Below are 16,955 nucleotides of genomic sequence, written 5' to 3' on the forward strand. Positions count from 1 at the left end.
AGACTTGCCAGTTGCAGCATGGTTACGTATAACTATGCGCCCATTAGCTACGCTATTTTAGTATGACAACATCTTCACAATCCGTTCGCGACGCCTTGCTCGACCGAGCAGTGCAAGCACAACTGCACGCTTACGCACCCTATTCCGGTTTTCACGTTGGCGCAGCTATCCTCGCCGATAATGGCGAAATAAGTGCCGGTTGTAATGTCGAAAATGTCGCTTACCCTCTCGGACAGTGCGCTGAGGCAACGGCGATTGGCAACATGGTCACCGGCGGAGGTAATTCTATAAAACATATCGTCATCGCCAGTCCCAATGACGACTTCTGCTATCCCTGCGGTGGCTGTCGACAAAAGATCAAGGAATTCGCAGGCCCTGATACGGTTGTAGAGTTACTTAACCAAAAAGGTAAGACGCGTACCGTGAGTGTAGAAGAACTTTTACCCTTTGCGTTCACACTGTAACTGGCAATAAAAAAGGGAGCAGTTGCTCCCTTTTAACGTTTATCGCCAGCGATTATTCGCCCTGAGGCTCTTCAGCTTTAGGCTTTTCAAGAAGTTCTTTGATGCTCAGACGCACGCGGTTCTGGCGATCAATCTCCATCACTTTCACGTCAACCATCTGGCCTTCAGACAGATAGTCTGTCACCTTATTTACGCGCTCGTGGGCGATTTGTGAAATATGTACCAGGCCTTCTTTGCCAGGCAATACTTCAACAAACGCACCGAAATCGACGATACGGGTCACTTTACCGTGATATACCTTACCGACTTCAATCTCTGCCGTAACCTGCTCAATCTTGCCTATCGCAATTTCAGCTTTCGCACGCTCAGTGGCAAAGATCTTGATTGTACCGTCATCTTCAATTTCGATGTTGGTGTCAGATGCTTCAGTAATCGAGCGGATCATCGCACCACCTTTACCGATGACGTCGCGGATCTTGTCCTGATCAATCTTCAGCGTGTAAATACGTGGTGCAAACTCAGACATCTCTTCGCGGTGACCGCTGATTGCCTGGTCCATCACGCCCAAAATGTGCAAGCGGGCTTCTTTGGCCTGCTTAAGCGCGATCTGCATGATCTCTTTGGTGATACCTTCAATTTTGATATCCATTTGCAGTGCGGTCACACCTTCAGAGGTACCTGCGACTTTAAAGTCCATGTCGCCCAGGTGGTCTTCGTCACCCAGAATGTCTGACAATACCACGAAGTTATCATCACTTTTCACCAGCCCCATGGCGATACCCGCAACAGATGCTTTAATCGGCACGCCAGCGTCCATCAGTGCCAGTGACGTACCACATACGGACGCCATTGAAGATGAGCCATTAGATTCGGTAATTTCAGATACTACACGTACCACGTACGGGAAATCTTCTTCAGAAGGCATAACCGCCTGAATACCGCGTTTGGCTAGACGTCCGTGACCAATTTCACGACGCTTCGGTGAGCCAATCATGCCGGTTTCACCCACACAGTATGGAGGGAAGTTGTAGTGCAGCATGAAACGGCTGTTAGTCAGACCGCCAAGCTCATCAATCATCTGTGCGTCGCGCTCAGTGCCCAGCGTCGCGGCAACCAATGCCTGTGTCTCACCACGTGTAAACAAGGCTGAACCATGGGTGCGAGGTAATACGCCAGTGGCCACATCCAGTGCACGGATCATTTCAGGATCACGACCGTCAATGCGCGGCTGCCCGGCCAGAATGCGTGAGCGTACAACGTCGCTTTCCAAGTCATGCAGCAGATCTGACGCTTCTTTGGTATCCAGTTCTGGATTTTCTTCCAACAGCGCTGCAATGGCTTTTTCAGTCACGGCGGTAACCGCGTCTTTACGGGCCATTTTGTCAGAGATTTGATAAGCCTCTGTCATGCCAGCTTCAGCCAATGCTTTGATTTTGTCTTTCAGTTCAGTGTTTTCCGCTTCTGGTTGCCAGTCCCACTTTTCAGTACCAACTTCAGCAGCGAATTCATTCACCGCATTAACCACAGCCTGAGACTGCTCGTGTCCGTAAACAACGGCGCCCAACATCACTTCTTCAGACAGGATATCGGCTTCTGATTCCACCATCAGTACCGCAGATTCAGTACCTGCAACAACCAGGTCTAGCTGGCTTTCAGGCATTTCGCTGGTGCGAGTATTGAGAATGTATTGACCATCCTTGTAGCCTACGCGCGCTGCACCGATAGGTCCGTTAAACGGAATACCAGAGATAGCTAGTGCGGCTGAGGTGCCGATCAATGAAACAATGTCAGTGGGGATATCAGGATTAGCTGATACCACAGTGATCACGACCTGAACTTCATTCTTGAAGCCTTCCGGGAATAATGGACGGATAGGACGGTCAATAAGACGGGCAATCAGGGTTTCGTTCTCAGAAGGTCGCCCTTCTCGCTTGAAAAAACCGCCTGGGATTTTACCCGCAGCATAGGTTTTTTCCTGATAGTTAACCGTCAAAGGAAAGAAATCCTGATCAGGTTTTGCTTCTTTTTTACCTACCACTGTTACCAGTACGCAGGTATCGTCCATGCTAGCCATTACGGCGGCGGTCGCTTGACGGGCGATTACACCCGTTTCGAGAGTTACAGTATGCTGTCCATACTGAAATGTCTTTGTAATAGGAGTCACTCTATATCCTTTAATTTACTGTATTTTTCTTTCGCTTTTAAACGCGGCGCATAGTATAGCGGCGATAGTGTTGAAGCGACAGTGAATTTTATGTTTCGCTCCGCGACCATTTCAACTCATCCCGGCTATTGCCCTGGTCAGGCCATTATCAGGCGAATCCCAAGCACAATCAGAAACACATAAACACACTTAAAGAATGTGTCACGGTTAATTCGAGCCTGCAGCCAGACGCCGAGTCTGATCCCCACATAGGCTACTGGCAGCAGCATCGCTGAGACCAGCAGAAACTGCAGGTTGAGCAGGTCAAGTGCGATATAGGAAATAAGCTTAAACAGGTTAACTGCGGCAAAAAACATCGCTGCAGTAGCCACAAAGGCCTGCTTACTTAGCCCCACAGATAACAAATAGATACTTAGTGGTGGTCCGCCGGCGTGGGCAACAAAACTGGTTAAGCCTGCGGTAGCGGAGCAGCAAAGGCCGATAGCTTTGAGCCCTTTGCGCAGGGTCAGCTCTTTTAGCAGCAAGCCGTTAAGCGCAAATAGCAAGCACATGATGCCAAGCCCGTTTCTAATCAGGTCGGCATTCCAGTAATCGAACATCAGATAACCGGCAATTACACCTAATGCTGAACCAGGAATAAGAATTTTCAGGTGCTGCCAGTGCCATTTCCCCCACCACGCTTTGACACTAAGCACATCCATCACGATCAGAAGCGGCAACATAATCGCCGCCGCGATGACAGGAGAAATACTTAATGACATTAAGGGTACGGCAACAGCACCAATCGCTCCGCCGAAGCCCGATTTGGAGACGCCGGTGACAAGTATAGCGGTAATGGCTAATAGCCAGAAAAGGACATCAAAATGCACAAGGAATAATTAATTAACCAGATGGTGCCCCGCAGGTTAGCACAATTATCTGCTTTCAGCCGTGCATAACATCTGGGATAATTCCCATTTAGCGATAGTAATTCATGTAATTCGGACATCGCAAAATGCCGTACAACTAACACGATAAAAGTCTGTCTCCTTAGCGGCTAAAATCACCTACACTGAGTAAAAGCTTCTTTTGTTTATATAAAGGACTCACTGCCCGATATGACCTCACCTTCTCTAAAAACGGTGTCAATCGATGAGCTTCAAATCGGCATGTACGTGTATGAGATCGCTGAATACAAGAGTGAGATATCCATCAAGGCGCGAGGCCGTGTGCTGAAACGTGACGCGATTTCGACTCTCAAGAAAAAAGGCGTTCAGACGCTAGTCATTGATTTAAGCAAATCCCGGCATGTTACCGATAACGAGAGGCCTAAGGAAAAAGACAACGCAGCCAGAAAAGTACATACTCGCACCTCTTTTAGCGCAGAAATAAATAGGGCCTGCCAACTTCATGATGAGGGAAAATTAATCCAGCAAACGCTGCTTGAATCTGTAAAGCAAAATTCGTTTTTCGATAAGCATGTTCCGAAAGATTTCTGTAGCCAAATCGTAAATTCAATCAATCGGAATCCGAATGCACTGTTGTGTATGACGAAAATTCGCGAGAAAGATGAATATCTGCTCGAACACTCCCTGAACGTGTCAATCTTGCTAGCTCATTTTGGGCGAGAGTTTGGCATGGACAATGACGACATTGATGAACTGGCCTATGCCGGCTTTGTGCACGACCTGGGTAAGATAAAAGTGCCCGATGAGATCTTGCACAAACCTGGCCGTCTAACGGATGAAGAAATGGCCATCATGAAACTGCATGTCGATTACGGGGTGGACGTATTGCACGAAATTGGCATTGATCCGGGCCTGATACAAACTGTCTCTGAGCACCATGAACGCCTTGATGGAAAAGGGTATCCAGCTGGCAAATCTGCAGATGAGATAAGTCTTCAGGGGCGCATGATTGCCATTGTGGATGTCTATGACGCATTGACTGCAGATAGAGTGTACAAGCCGGGGATGTCGTCCCAAAAAGCGTTACAAATCCTATTGCAGGATTGCCCACACAAATACGACGAATACCTGGTGAAGAAATTCATTAAGTGCGTCGGCATTTACCCTGTAGGCAGTTTAGTTATGCTTTCCAATGAGCGCATTGCGATCGTCTTGCAACAACATGAAGAGCAACCTACCAAGCCAAAAGTTAGGGTCTTTTATTCTGCCAAGCACCGTCATTACCTGGAGAGTAAAGACATCGATTTAAAGACTGAAAGCACATTGAAAATTGAACGGCCTGTCATGGCCAGCGAGTACAATATTGATACCCGGGCGTTTTTTGAAAGGTCGGTGATGCAGTAAGGCTTACTGAACGAAATATATTTGTAAACTTCACAATACACTCTGAATGCATTGCCACAATTTAGCGAAATATAAAGTATAACACTATGCTTACGTTGCTCTTTCATAAGAGAAAACGTCTAAGGACATATAAATAATAACTGCGACCATCGACCATTATGGATACTCGTTGTTTGGTGTTTTTTTGCCCGTCAAGGTGAAGAACGAAATACTTAAGAGTGATTTACCAAGGTTTCACCGGCCGAACATCGCCCAGGAAGGAAATCACCATGATTTTTCACCGTATATGCGAACGAACGACATGTGCGTCCCAATTTGTCACACTTGTCACCTCAATTTTCATGACTGCGAGCATCGCTAGCGCAACTGAGTTACATAATTTTAAACCTGTAATGACAGAGACCCCTTTAGCAGAATCCACAGGCAATCCGTCACCGTTTAAGTCTTCATTAGAACGACGCACTTATATTATCGAATTTGAAGCAACACCAGTCGCATTATTCAAAGGCAATGAGCATTTCAGCGCCACTGCGCCTGATGCCTCAGTAGATAAAAAGCTGGCATTACAGGCTAACCATACAAAGCGTTACGTTGCATCTTTGGAAGCGCAGCATCGCCAGGTAATGGAATCTATCCAGCTCACGCTAGCGAGGCAAATTAAGCCGCAGATTGAGTATTATCACGCATTCAACGGTGTGGCGGTGAGGATTGATTCCAATGAAGCAGCCATCATCAAAACGTTATCCGGTGTAAAACGTATTGAAGAATCCATCGAATTCGATTTACTTACCGACCAAGGCCCTGCATGGATTGGTGCACCGAGTATATGGCAAGGCGACAATAGTTTTGGCGAAAGTATGGGAGAAGGCGCGGTTATTGCCATTCTCGACACAGGTATCAATAGCGACCATCCGTCCTTCGCCGATGTTGCTGATGATGGCTATAATCACGAAAACCCTCTGGGCAGTGGTAATTATGTGCCTGGCAGCCACTGTGATGTTGTCGATCCTTCGTTTTGTAACGATAAGCTGATTGGTGCATGGAACTTAGTTAACTCAGTCGGCGATCCAACAAGCCCTGAAGATAGCGACGGACATGGTTCTCATACTGCATCAACTGCAGCAGGAAATGTTATTTATGCGGCAAGAGCGTCGGCAGCGACTGCTGAGTTTACAGCAGACATTTCAGGTGTTGCCCCGCGAGCCAATATTATTGCCTATGATGTGTGTATAAGTAGATGTCCATCCTATGCTTTACTTGCAGCCATTGAACAGGCTGTAATCGATGATGCAAATATTCCCGGTGGTATCCATGCGCTAAATTACTCTATTTCAGGAGGTTATTTTGCTTACGGTGATTTTATTGAAACAGCCTTTTTATCTGCAACCGCTGTAGGAATTTACGTCGCAGCATCCGCGGGAAACTCTGGACCGGGTCAGTACTCGACCAATCATAATTCCCCTTGGGTCAGTACAACAGCAGCGATGACTCATAACCGTAGAATTGACAATCACCTAACCGACCTTAGCAGCGACAATGGTACATTACCAGATATTACAGGAACGGGTTTTACTGATGGCGTCGGCCCCTTACCCATTGTTTATGCTGGCGATTATCCTACAGCAAATGGCAGTCAAAATGATGTACAACCTGAGCAGTGTCTTGCCCCCTTCCCCCCTGGTCACTTCAGCGGCAAGATAGTGGTTTGCGACCGCGGCACCATTGCACGAGTAGATAAAGGTGCGAACGTACTAGCTGGTGATGCTGAAGGTCTCGTTCTGGCCAATGAGGCAAGTAATGGAGACTCAACGTCCTTCGACGGACACTTCCTACCTGCTGTACATATTGGTTATAGCGATGGAGTCTCTCTTAAAGACTGGCTAAGTAATGTGACAACCCCAATGGCAAGCATCAGTGGTTATGAGGTCAGTCGCAAGCGCAGTAATGGTGATATCATGGCATCGTTTAGTTCCCGTGGACCAAACTGGTCGGCTGATATTGTTAAACCTGACATTGGTGGGCCTGGTGTCGGGATTCTTGCTGCTATTAACAACCAGGATGGAGGAGCGGGCGAATTTGATTTTTACTCTGGGACATCGATGAGTAGCCCACATAATGCTGGTAGTGGTGCACTGTTATCTGTTTTGACCGGCTGGACACCTTATCAAATAAAGTCTGCGCTGATGATGACTGCGCAGCACAATAAGATGTACAAAGAAGACGGCATCACACCAACCGACCCGTTTGATGTCGGTGCCGGTCGAATACGCCTGGACCGCGCCTTGAAATCGGGACTCCTTTTGAATGAAACACCCGAAAACTTCGCTGCCGCAGATCCTGCACTTGGCGGAGCCCCTTCTTCTCTCAATATCGCTAGCATGCAGAACAGTTTTTGCTTTAGCTCTTGTAGTTGGGAGAGAACATTTACTAACTATCACTCAAAGTCAGCCACCTGGCGTATAAATGGTAAAGCATCGGGTTTGACACTAAATATATCTCCTAAGGAAATTACTCTGGCTCCGGGAGAGTCAGCCACAGTTACGGTAACAGCTGAGGTGGCTAACGCGTCGCCAGGCTGGCATTTTGCAGAACTGAAACTGGAGCCAATGGCTGCTAATTTGGTTGATTTACGCCTCCCTGTGGCTGTTAAAAAAGTAGACACTACCAGTTTAGTGTTAACAAAACACGTAGACAAACCAGTAGCGAAAGAGGGTGAATCGCTAACCTATACCATAGAATTCTCTTACCCGTGGCAAATTGGTGGGCCATTACATTTAGTGGATTATATGCCTGACGGGGTTGCAATAGACACGCAATCAATAAGCACGACCATTAAAAATGGTGTAGAGAATTCACCCATTTCTGTGACTGATTCGACCGTAGAATGGGAAGTAGAGCTTCTACCTCAGGACATGAACATAGCTCTCATTAATTCTGGAATCGGATACTTGCCAATGAAGAATTTTGGCATACCACCAAGACCTAGTGAAATACCCACTTGTGACAATGGAGGTTGGCTGGTATGGCTTCCTAGGCCATTTAATTATATGGGGGATTACTACAGCAATATTATCTGGTCAGCTAATGGCACCGTCGAGATGGGCACTCAGAGTGGCTATGCTACTCCACCGACGCCTGAAGAATTACCTAACCAATCAGCTATTAACAACCTTCTTGCGCCATTCTGGACTGATTTGAATTTATGTGAAAGTGGTAATCGCTATATTGCTGCTTCTAACGATGGCCGTCTATTAGTTCTAGAATTTGAAAATGTCGCAATCAAGAATTCTGGTGGTCAAACTGTCAGTTTCCAAGTGTGGTTCGATTATGCTTCGCACGACATTTGGTTTGCCTATGGAGATGTGTCGCACATACCTGGCGAGCTGGTTGTTGGGGTCGAAGATAAAACTGGTACGAAGGGCCATTCATATTATGCCTATGGAAATGGAGCAGCTCCTCAATCATGGCAAGATCTTGGTGTAATAAAAATTGCACCTGGGTCAGCAGAATTGACCTTTGATGCGACGATAACACGTTGCCGAAATAAACATGACAACGTGAAGGTAAATGAAGCTGAGTTAAATTATAGCGGCTTTACTGAGAAAGCTTCTGCACGAACTGAGTGCACTAAACAATAAGTGCCGCTGACACCCTATTGGCAAAATAAGGTGACGGCATCTTTCTAGGTAACGTTGTTAGTCGCTAATTACTACTAAAAAAGGCCCTGCTCTACAAGCAAGGCCTTTTTTATTTGGTGCGGAAAGCGGGACTTGAACCCGCACGAGCATAGCTCACTACCCCCTCAAGATAGCGTGTCTACCAATTCCACCACTTCCGCGTATTTTTATCTGTTCCTTTAGTTCGGAACATCAGTGTCTGGTTTGTCTTCAGTCGCAGGCACATCAGGATCCGCTGGTACGACTGCTGGAGACTGCTGTGACTGTGCTGGTGCGCCGAGGTTTTCCCACTGGTCAGGCGCTTTTTCTTTATCAGCGGCCAAATTACCTAGAATCAGGCTGATTAAGAAGAACAGCGTCGCCAATATAGCCGTTGTTCTGGTCATAAAATTACCAGAGCCAGTTGAACCAAACACGGTGTTCGCACCGCCGCCACCAAAAGATGCACCCATATCTGCGCCTTTGCCCTGCTGGATCAACACAAAGCCAATCAGCAACAGTGCAACAATCAGATAAGCAACAATCAGCACTTCGTATAACATGTTTTGCCTCGATTAATTTGCCGCTTGGCAAATTTTTATAAATTCCTGCGGATCTAAACTTGCTCCGCCAATAAGCCCGCCATCTACGTCTGGCTGACTAAACAATTCTTTCGCATTGGCGGCTTTAACGCTGCCGCCGTAAATAATTCTGATGCTTTCAGCAATCTCCGCATTTTGCCGAGCCAGATGGCCGCGAATAAACGCGTGTACGTCCTGAGCTTGCTGCGGACTGGCAGTCTTGCCTGTTCCAATTGCCCAGATAGGCTCGTACGCCACAACGATTTTAGCAAACTGCTCGATACCAGTAAGCCTAATAACCGCATCAAGCTGTTCAGCGATAAACTCGTACAACTTGCCGCTCTCGCGGGTTTGCAAAGACTCTCCAACACATAGGATGGGCGTTAAACCCAACTGTAATGCTTTGTGCACTTTGTGTGCGACAATGTCATTACTTTCGTGATTATCTGCCCGGCGTTCCGAATGACCGATAATCGCATAACGGACACCTAGCTCTGCAACCATCTGCGCTGACACTTCTCCGGTGTGAGCACCATTATCGAGCGCGCTGACGTTTTGCACACCAACGTTCGCAAGATCAGTAAAACCGGCGATGAAAGGATACGGTGGGCATACCACGCAATCGCATTCTGCTATGCCTGCTGCATCCAATGCCTTTTGCACGTCAGATACCAGCTGCTTAGAGCCATTCATCTTCCAGTTGCCTGCCACAAACGGGCGCCTTGTCGTTTGCACGGTTGTACGTCCTTAGCCCGGCCAAAAAGCGGGCGAGATATTAACTAACCCACTACTAATATACAAGTGGGGCCCGAAGATTTTTACCACTGTCATGCACTAACCGGTGATTTTACGCACAGCATCAGCAATATGTTCGGCCCAGCTCTTCGAATGGTCATGCTCAAACGCCTCAACCATTACCCGAATGACAGGCTCTGTACCACTCTTTCTAAGTAAAACTCTGCCCTCTTGGCCCAACGCGTGTTCTGCTTCTTTTACCGCATCAATTACCATCTGATGAGTGACAGGATCTTCGCCTTCACTGAATCGCACATTGATCAGTGTTTGCGGATATTTATCCATGCCTTTACACAGGTCGTGCAGGCTTCTTCCTGTGCGCAGCATTGATGTAATGACTTGCAGGCCGGCGATAATACCATCCCCGGTTGAGGCGGTAGTCAAATTCAACACGTGCCCCGAGTTTTCTCCGCCGATATGCCAGCCTTTTTGCTGCAATAGTTCCATTACATACCGATCACCCACTTTACTTCTCGCAAATGGAATACCCAGCTCTGTCAACGCGACTTCAAGCCCCAAATTACTCATTAAGGTACCGACCACGCCCGCACCATGCAAACGACCCGAGCGCAGCGCATCCCGTGCGATTATGTAAATAATCTGGTCACCATCGATGACGTTGCCTTTGTGATCGACCATCATAATGCGATCGCCATCGCCATCGAGTGCAAAGCCCAAGTCAGCATTGTTCTCAAATACCGCGTCCACGGTCGCTTTCATTGATGTCGCACCAACTTGATGATTGATGTTCAAACCATTAGGGGTGGTGCCAATCTGAATCACCTCAGCACCCAATTCACTGAGTACGTTTGGTGCAATGTGGTAAGTTGCACCGTGAGCACAGTCGACCACTATCTTAATACCGGTCAGAGAAAGCTCTGAGGGGAACGTACCTTTACAAAACTCAATGTAGCGTCCGGCGGCATCCTCAATACGGGTCGCCTTACCAAGTTTATCTGACGCCACACAGGTCATGGGCTTGTCCATCATCGCTTCGATGGCAAGTTCAATATCATCATCCAATTTAAAGCCGTCAGATGAGAAGAATTTGATACCGTTGTCATAATACGGATTATGCGAGGCACTGATAACAATCCCTGCTTCAGACCGGAATGTCTTGGTGAGATAGGCTATTGCGGGTGTTGGCATAGGGCCAAGCAGACCAATATTCAGACCCGCAGCAGAGAGACCCGCCTCCAGCGCTGACTCAAGCATATAACCTGATATACGGGTGTCTTTACCAATCAGCACTTTATTTGTACCCTGCCCGGCCAATACCTTGCCAGCCGCCCATCCCAGTTTAGTTACAAACTCAGGGTTAATTGCGCTTTCCCCGACTTTGCCGCGGATCCCATCTGTTCCAAAATACTTGCGTTCTGCCATGAATCTTACCTGGTTATGATGTCATTATAGTGAAGACAACATGTTAATTATTTTGACCGCATCAACCGTTTCTTTTACGTCGTGTACGCGGATGATTTGTGCGCCTTTTTGCGCGGCAACCGTCGCCACCGCAATGCTTCCCGCTAACCTTTCATCAGTCTCTCTTTCAAGCAACTGCCCCAACATGGATTTACGTGACATGCCCGCGAGTACCGGCACATTTAACGCGTGAAAGCGCTCAAGAGCATTTAATAATGTGTAATTATGCACGAGGGTCTTACCAAATCCAAAACCAGGGTCAATGATTATCTGTTGCTGTGATATACCGGCAGCGATGCACTGCTCGATGCGCTGCTGCAGAAATGCGAATACGTCTTCGACCACGTTATTATAGTGAGGATTCGATTGCATAGTGCGCGGCTGACCTTGCATGTGCATAAGACATACAGGAACGTTTAACTGCGCGGCAACCTCAAGCGCCTGAGGCTCCTGTAGTGCCCTGACGTCGTTGATGAGCCCAGCGCCGGCATTGACGGCTTCGCGCATTACACCGGCTTTACTGGTATCTACTGACACCACCACATCGAATCGTCGACTGATGGCTTCAATCACAGGCACTACACGGTCCAACTCGTGCTCGAGCGAGACTGCCTGCGCACCTGGCCGGGTCGACTCGCCCCCGACATCGATAATATCTGCCCCCTCCGCAATCATTTTTTCTGCCTGCTCAAGCGCGAGGTCGAGCGCAGCAAAGCGGCCACCATCAGAGAACGAGTCTGGCGTCACATTCAGGATCCCCATGATGCGGGGTGACGAAAGGTCAAGGGTGTGTTGTGCAAACTGCATATCGCGGCCTGAATAAAAACGCCTCCCAGTAGGAGGCGTACTTTTAATTGCTTATGAATTAGCTTGGCAGGTCACCTGGCTTGCCTACATTGCCAGACTCACCAGATTTCTCCTGGTCATCTTCAGCAACGGGTGCTCCGCCGGTGGGTTTATCACTGTCATTACTATTATTATTCTGTTCCCAATCCGCTGGAGGACGCACTTCACGGCGCTCCATTAGATCGTCAATCTGTTTGGCATCAATGGTTTCGTACTTCATCAGTGCGTCTTTCATTGAATGCAGAATGTCGATGTTGTCACGCAGAATTTTCTCCGCGCGCTCGTAGTTACGATCGATTAATGACTTGATTTCCGCATCTATCGCACGAGCAGTGTCGTCCGACATGTGCTTGGCTTGCGACATGCTGCGTCCAAGAAATACTTCACCTTCTTCTTCAGCGTAAAGCATGGGGCCCATTTTGCTAGACAGTCCCCATTGCGTCACCATCTTGCGGGCAATATCCGTCGCACGTTCAATATCATTAGACGCACCTGTCGTGACTTTGTCAGAACCATATATGATATCTTCCGCAATACGCCCACCAAACAGACTGGAGATCATGCTCTCCAGGTGCTGCTTGCTGTGGCTCACACGGTCCTGCTCAGGCAGGTACATGGTGACACCCAGGGCACGCCCGCGAGGAATAATTGATACTTTGTAGACTGGATCATGCTCTGGCACCAGTCGTCCGACAATGGCGTGACCGGCCTCGTGATACGCCGTCATGGTCTTCTCTTCTTCGGACATGACCATCGATTTACGCTCAGAGCCCATCATGATCTTGTCTTTGGCCTTGTCGAATTCCTCCATCGCCACCAGACGCTTGTTGGCGCGAGCAGCAAACAAGGCAGCCTCGTTGACCAGGTTAGCAAGGTCGGCACCTGAGAAGCCTGGCGTACCGCGTGCGATGACTGCTGGCTCAACATTGTCAGCAATCGGCACTTTACGCATGTGAACTTTGAGAATTTGTTCACGGCCACGAATATCTGGCAAGCCAACCACGACCTGACGGTCGAAGCGACCTGGCCGCAATAATGCCGGGTCCAATACGTCCGGACGGTTAGTCGCCGCAATGACGATGATGCCTTCATGGCCTTCAAAGCCATCCATTTCCACCAACATCTGGTTGAGCGTTTGTTCACGTTCATCGTGACCGCCGCCCAGGCCTGCGCCACGCTGGCGACCTACTGCATCGATTTCGTCGATAAAAATAATACAAGGTGCAGACTTTTTGGCTTGTTCGAACATATCGCGTACGCGTGACGCACCGACACCGACAAACATTTCCACAAAGTCAGAGCCTGAGATGGTGAAAAACGGCACCTTGGCTTCACCAGCAATGGCTTTGGCCAACAATGTTTTACCTGTGCCTGGAGGCCCCACCATCAATACGCCTTTAGGTATCTTGCCGCCAAGCTTCTGGAACTTGGATGGGTCACGCAGGAAGTCAACCAACTCACTGACTTCTTCTTTGGCTTCATCACAACCGGCAACATCGGCAAATGTGGTTTTGATTTGGTCTTCGCTAAGCAGTCTGGCTTTACTCTTGCCGAATGACATCGCGCCGCGTCCGCCGCCGCCCTGCATCTGACGCATGAAAAAGATCCATACGCCGATTAACAGCAACATGGGGAACCAGGAAATAAAGATGTTGGCGAGCAAGGACGGTTGCTCTGGTGGTTCACCGATAATGCGTACATCATTTTTCAGCAGGTCAGAGACAAGCTTGTCGTCGAAATAAGGAATGTACGTGGTGAATGATTCTCCAGTACGCTTCGTACCTTTGATTTCCCGAGTTTCGTTATCAATACGAACCTCGCGGATCATGCCCTGATTTGCTTCATTCAGAAACGTTGTGTAATCAGTTTGGGCCCGACTGGATTCTCCAGGCGTAAAACTCTGAAACACTGACATTAGCACAACGGCAATGACCAACCAGAGAATCAAATTTTTTGCCATATCGCTCAAGTGAGTAACCTCTGTTAACTATCAAACTTACGTCTGCACCGCGCCTCGATGCATCCTGACAGACTACTACAGTTCGCAGCCCGTCGCTACCAGATATCATGTGTCTACGGTCTTACCAGCAATTACGTTCAACCGCACCGAACAACAATTCCGCTGGATGAAATAATGGTCAGTGCAGTAGTTATTTCATTGCTCATTGCACTACCAATCATTACTGTTTGGATATGAATTTTCGTCTAACTCGCGAGACATACATATCAATAACAGCAAGATGGCGCTAGAATATCCTATTTCAACCACATCCAATTGATAAATTTGTAAGCAAACCTGTTAATGAAACTCACAAATAAGCAAAAGCAGTACCTCAAGGGCCTGGCCCATTCTTTAAAACCTGTCGTTCAACTTGGCGCTAACGGCCTGACCGAAGGTGTGCTGGCAGAAATTGACAACGCCCTTGGATATCACGAACTGATCAAAGTAAAAGTGCCCACTGATGATCGTGAAGAAAAGTCCCTGATCATGGACGCCATTGTCAGAGAGACCGAGGCGGAAAAGTTACAGGTTATCGGACATATGCTGGTGATTTATCGGCAAAGTGAGGAAAAAAAGATTGCCATTCCCAAGGCATAATGTGGATTAAAGCGTCAGCTGAGGTGATTTTTTATTGCCTCATGGTGAGAAACTCGTGCTCTTCTATTGCCGCATCTGCATCGCTGGATTACAGTTAGAGTAATCACCTGTCAAATGCGCAGCGGTATAGCGCAATAATAAAGTACGAAGGAAAAACGTATGTCTATAAACGTCAGCTTTGAGCTCAGCGAAAACGACTTAGAACACTTTCGCGCGTTAATGAAAGTAGCTATCGAGAAAGCCAGCGCGCTTTCCGAACAGGAAATTCTCGAAAAAGCGTCTGCCTTATGTAAAGAGATGGAGAGCGCCAACGTTCCAGATTTTGTTACTAGTCGCTTACGTTCACTAGAGTTGCTTGTTGAATCAGTAAAAGATGAAGAATGGCAAATGCCAGAAGATGAGCGCAAAGAAATCCTGACATCCCTCGCCTACTTTGCCGAACCTCATGACCTTGTGCCTGACAATATTCCTGGCTTAGGCTATGTTGATGACGCAATTATGATTGAGTTGGTTATCCAGGACATGTCTCTTGATTTGGAAGCCTATCAGTCATTCTGTAGTTTCCGCCGCACCGAAGAAAATCGTCGCGGTGACGGCGCCAATGTTAACCGTGAAAGCTGGCTGGCGGCTGAGCGTTCGGAGCTTCGGTCAAGATTGCGTCGCAACCGCTCTACAGCGGGTCGCAGACGGGTATTTTCTCGCATCATGTGATGATGTTGTTCGCTACATAGTCGCGAACCAGACAAAAAATAAAACCAGGGCGGGTAGGCGCAAGCTGACTCGCCTTTTTACTATCTTGAGAAAAGAGGAAAGTAATGCAGATCAATCAACTTAACGCTGTCGTCACCGGTGGAGCCTCCGGTCTGGGATTGGCCACTGTTAATGCACTGCTCAATGCAGGCATGAAAGTCGCCGTATTCGATATCAATCAGGAACAGGGCTCTGAACTGGTTGCCGAAAAAGGCGCCGATAGTCTGATGTTTGAAAAAGTTGATGTTCGTAGTGCTGATTCTGTCGAGCAAGCGATGCAGTCGGTATTGAATACATGGGGCGCTGTACACCTCTGTGTGAACTGTGCGGGTGTAGCACCAGCAAAAAGAACGCTGGATCGTGAAGGCAATGCCATGCCGCTGGATAATTTCCAGTCAGTTATCGATATTAATCTGGTGGGTTCATTCAACGTTGCCCGCGTCGCGGCCGCCGCAATGGCGAAAAATGCCCCCATGGGTGAAGCGCAGGAGCGAGGCCTTATTGTCAATACCGCATCCATCGCCGGCTATGAAGGCCAAATTGGTCAGACTGCCTACGCGGCAAGTAAAGGCGGTATTATCGGTGTCACCTTACCTATGGCACGAGATCTCGCTGCTCTGGGCATTCGCGTTAATACCATTGCGCCCGGCATCATGGGCACGCCAATGCTGCTTGCCATGCCTGATAATGTTCAGCAGGCGTTGGTTAGCAACGTGCAATTCCCTAAGCGACTGGGCCTGCCGGAAGAATTTGGCAAATTGGTTATCCACCTGGCAGATAACGCCTACATTAATGGTGAAACCATCCGCATGGATGGCGCGTTGCGTATGCAGCCTAAATAACCAGATATACAAACAGCGCACTCAATCACGAGTGCGCTCACCTCACATTTCACACAATGTGTCCATTTCACCGCCTGTAAAGGCGCATTCAACGTTTATCATCATACCTTTCGGCCACTATACAAAAGTTGGACAATTTTCGTCTTTGCTGTTGTATATACTCATTTTTTTATGTCATGGGCGTCGTTTGCTCAGTCTGCTTTTTATTGAGAGTGAGATAAAAAAGTGACTTCACAAGATGGCCGCGAGCCGACGACACTTGCCACACATGGCAAGGCAATACATGCGCTCGCGCTATATGCGCACATTATTGACTGGCAAGACAAAAAACAAAAAGAGAAAACATTGGACGTGATCAACAGGTTGAAAACTGAACAAGCACCCTTACTAGAAACAGAAGTAGTCTGGCTCGAGCAGGCATTGGAACATTTGATTGACATGGCTCGCGATTTGACGTCAATGTCAACGCAGAGCTTTGGTCTGGGATTGTTAGAAAATATTCAGGCGATCAGAGAGTTAATTAACGATTTACGAAAAAGATAAAC

14 protein-coding genes and 1 tRNA gene are annotated in these 16,955 nt (G+C 47.9%); 7 read left to right on the forward strand and 8 right to left on the reverse strand.

The window, feature by feature from the left end; all coding sequences use genetic code 11:
* The first annotated feature begins 62 nt into the window (after positions 1 to 62).
* The gene (locus G441_RS0103740) at positions 63 to 464 is read left to right on the forward strand and encodes a cytidine deaminase (protein WP_034474210.1); all 402 of its coding nucleotides are present in this window, start codon (positions 63 to 65) and stop codon (positions 462 to 464) included.
* 52 nt (positions 465 to 516) lie between these two features.
* On the opposite strand, the gene pnp is transcribed toward G441_RS0103740, so the two are convergent.
* Positions 517 to 2,628, reverse strand: a complete 2,112-nt coding sequence (gene pnp / locus G441_RS0103745) for a polyribonucleotide nucleotidyltransferase (RefSeq protein ID WP_026375114.1) — start codon at positions 2,626 to 2,628, stop codon at positions 517 to 519.
* 137 nt (positions 2,629 to 2,765) lie between these two features.
* Positions 2,766 to 3,497 (reverse strand): sulfite exporter TauE/SafE family protein, encoded by a 732-nt coding sequence (locus tag G441_RS0103750; protein ID WP_026375115.1) that lies wholly within the window; start codon positions 3,495 to 3,497, stop codon positions 2,766 to 2,768.
* A 228-nt stretch (positions 3,498 to 3,725) separates the two neighbouring features.
* Between G441_RS0103750 and G441_RS0103755 the strand changes: the two genes are divergently transcribed.
* Entirely contained in the window at positions 3,726 to 4,919 is a 1,194-nt protein-coding gene (locus G441_RS0103755; protein ID WP_026375116.1) for an HD-GYP domain-containing protein, read from the forward strand.
* 269 nt (positions 4,920 to 5,188) lie between these two features.
* Complete coding sequence (locus G441_RS17820; protein WP_084407259.1) at positions 5,189 to 8,557, forward strand: S8 family serine peptidase; 3,369 nt, start codon at positions 5,189 to 5,191, stop codon at positions 8,555 to 8,557.
* A 114-nt stretch (positions 8,558 to 8,671) separates the two neighbouring features.
* Here G441_RS17820 and G441_RS0103765 read toward each other — a convergent pair.
* The 6 genes from G441_RS0103765 to ftsH all read right to left on the reverse strand — a co-directional run bounded on the left by G441_RS0103765 (position 8,672) and on the right by ftsH (position 14,188).
* Positions 8,672 to 8,757 (reverse strand) — tRNA-Leu (locus G441_RS0103765).
* An 18-nt stretch (positions 8,758 to 8,775) separates the two neighbouring features.
* Positions 8,776 to 9,138 carry a preprotein translocase subunit SecG gene (gene secG, locus G441_RS0103770; RefSeq protein WP_026375117.1) on the reverse strand — a complete coding sequence of 121 codons (363 nt, stop codon included), beginning with the start codon at positions 9,136 to 9,138 and terminating at the stop codon, positions 8,776 to 8,778.
* Between the two features lie 12 nt (positions 9,139 to 9,150).
* Positions 9,151 to 9,891 (reverse strand): triose-phosphate isomerase, encoded by a 741-nt coding sequence (gene tpiA / locus G441_RS0103775; RefSeq protein ID WP_026375118.1) that lies wholly within the window; start codon positions 9,889 to 9,891, stop codon positions 9,151 to 9,153.
* Between the two features lie 99 nt (positions 9,892 to 9,990).
* A complete protein-coding gene (gene glmM / locus G441_RS0103780) occupies positions 9,991 to 11,334 on the reverse strand; it encodes a phosphoglucosamine mutase (protein WP_026375119.1) in 1,344 nt (447 codons plus the stop codon).
* Between the two features lie 24 nt (positions 11,335 to 11,358).
* Entirely contained in the window at positions 11,359 to 12,180 is an 822-nt protein-coding gene (gene folP / locus G441_RS0103785) for a dihydropteroate synthase (RefSeq protein ID WP_026375120.1), read from the reverse strand.
* Positions 12,181 to 12,238: 58 nt separating this feature from the next.
* Positions 12,239 to 14,188 (reverse strand): ATP-dependent zinc metalloprotease FtsH, encoded by a 1,950-nt coding sequence (ftsH, locus tag G441_RS0103790; RefSeq protein WP_026375121.1) that lies wholly within the window; start codon positions 14,186 to 14,188, stop codon positions 12,239 to 12,241.
* Positions 14,189 to 14,521: 333 nt separating this feature from the next.
* Between ftsH and yhbY the strand changes: the two genes are divergently transcribed.
* From yhbY to G441_RS0103810, 4 genes are all read left to right on the forward strand, one after another.
* A complete protein-coding gene (gene yhbY, locus G441_RS0103795; protein ID WP_026375122.1) occupies positions 14,522 to 14,818 on the forward strand; it encodes a ribosome assembly RNA-binding protein YhbY in 297 nt (98 codons plus the stop codon).
* Positions 14,819 to 14,977: 159 nt separating this feature from the next.
* Complete coding sequence (locus G441_RS0103800) at positions 14,978 to 15,529, forward strand: YkvA family protein (RefSeq protein ID WP_026375123.1); 552 nt, start codon at positions 14,978 to 14,980, stop codon at positions 15,527 to 15,529.
* 104 nt (positions 15,530 to 15,633) lie between these two features.
* A complete protein-coding gene (locus G441_RS0103805; RefSeq protein ID WP_026375124.1) occupies positions 15,634 to 16,410 on the forward strand; it encodes an SDR family NAD(P)-dependent oxidoreductase in 777 nt (258 codons plus the stop codon).
* A gap of 225 nt (positions 16,411 to 16,635) precedes the next feature.
* Entirely contained in the window at positions 16,636 to 16,953 is a 318-nt protein-coding gene (locus tag G441_RS0103810; RefSeq protein WP_026375125.1) for a hypothetical protein, read from the forward strand.
* The last annotated feature ends 2 nt before the right edge of the window (positions 16,954 to 16,955 follow it).

It is taken from the genome of Aestuariibacter salexigens DSM 15300, from assembly GCF_000429145.1.
Classification (GTDB): Bacteria; Pseudomonadota; Gammaproteobacteria; order Enterobacterales; family Alteromonadaceae; genus Aestuariibacter; species Aestuariibacter salexigens.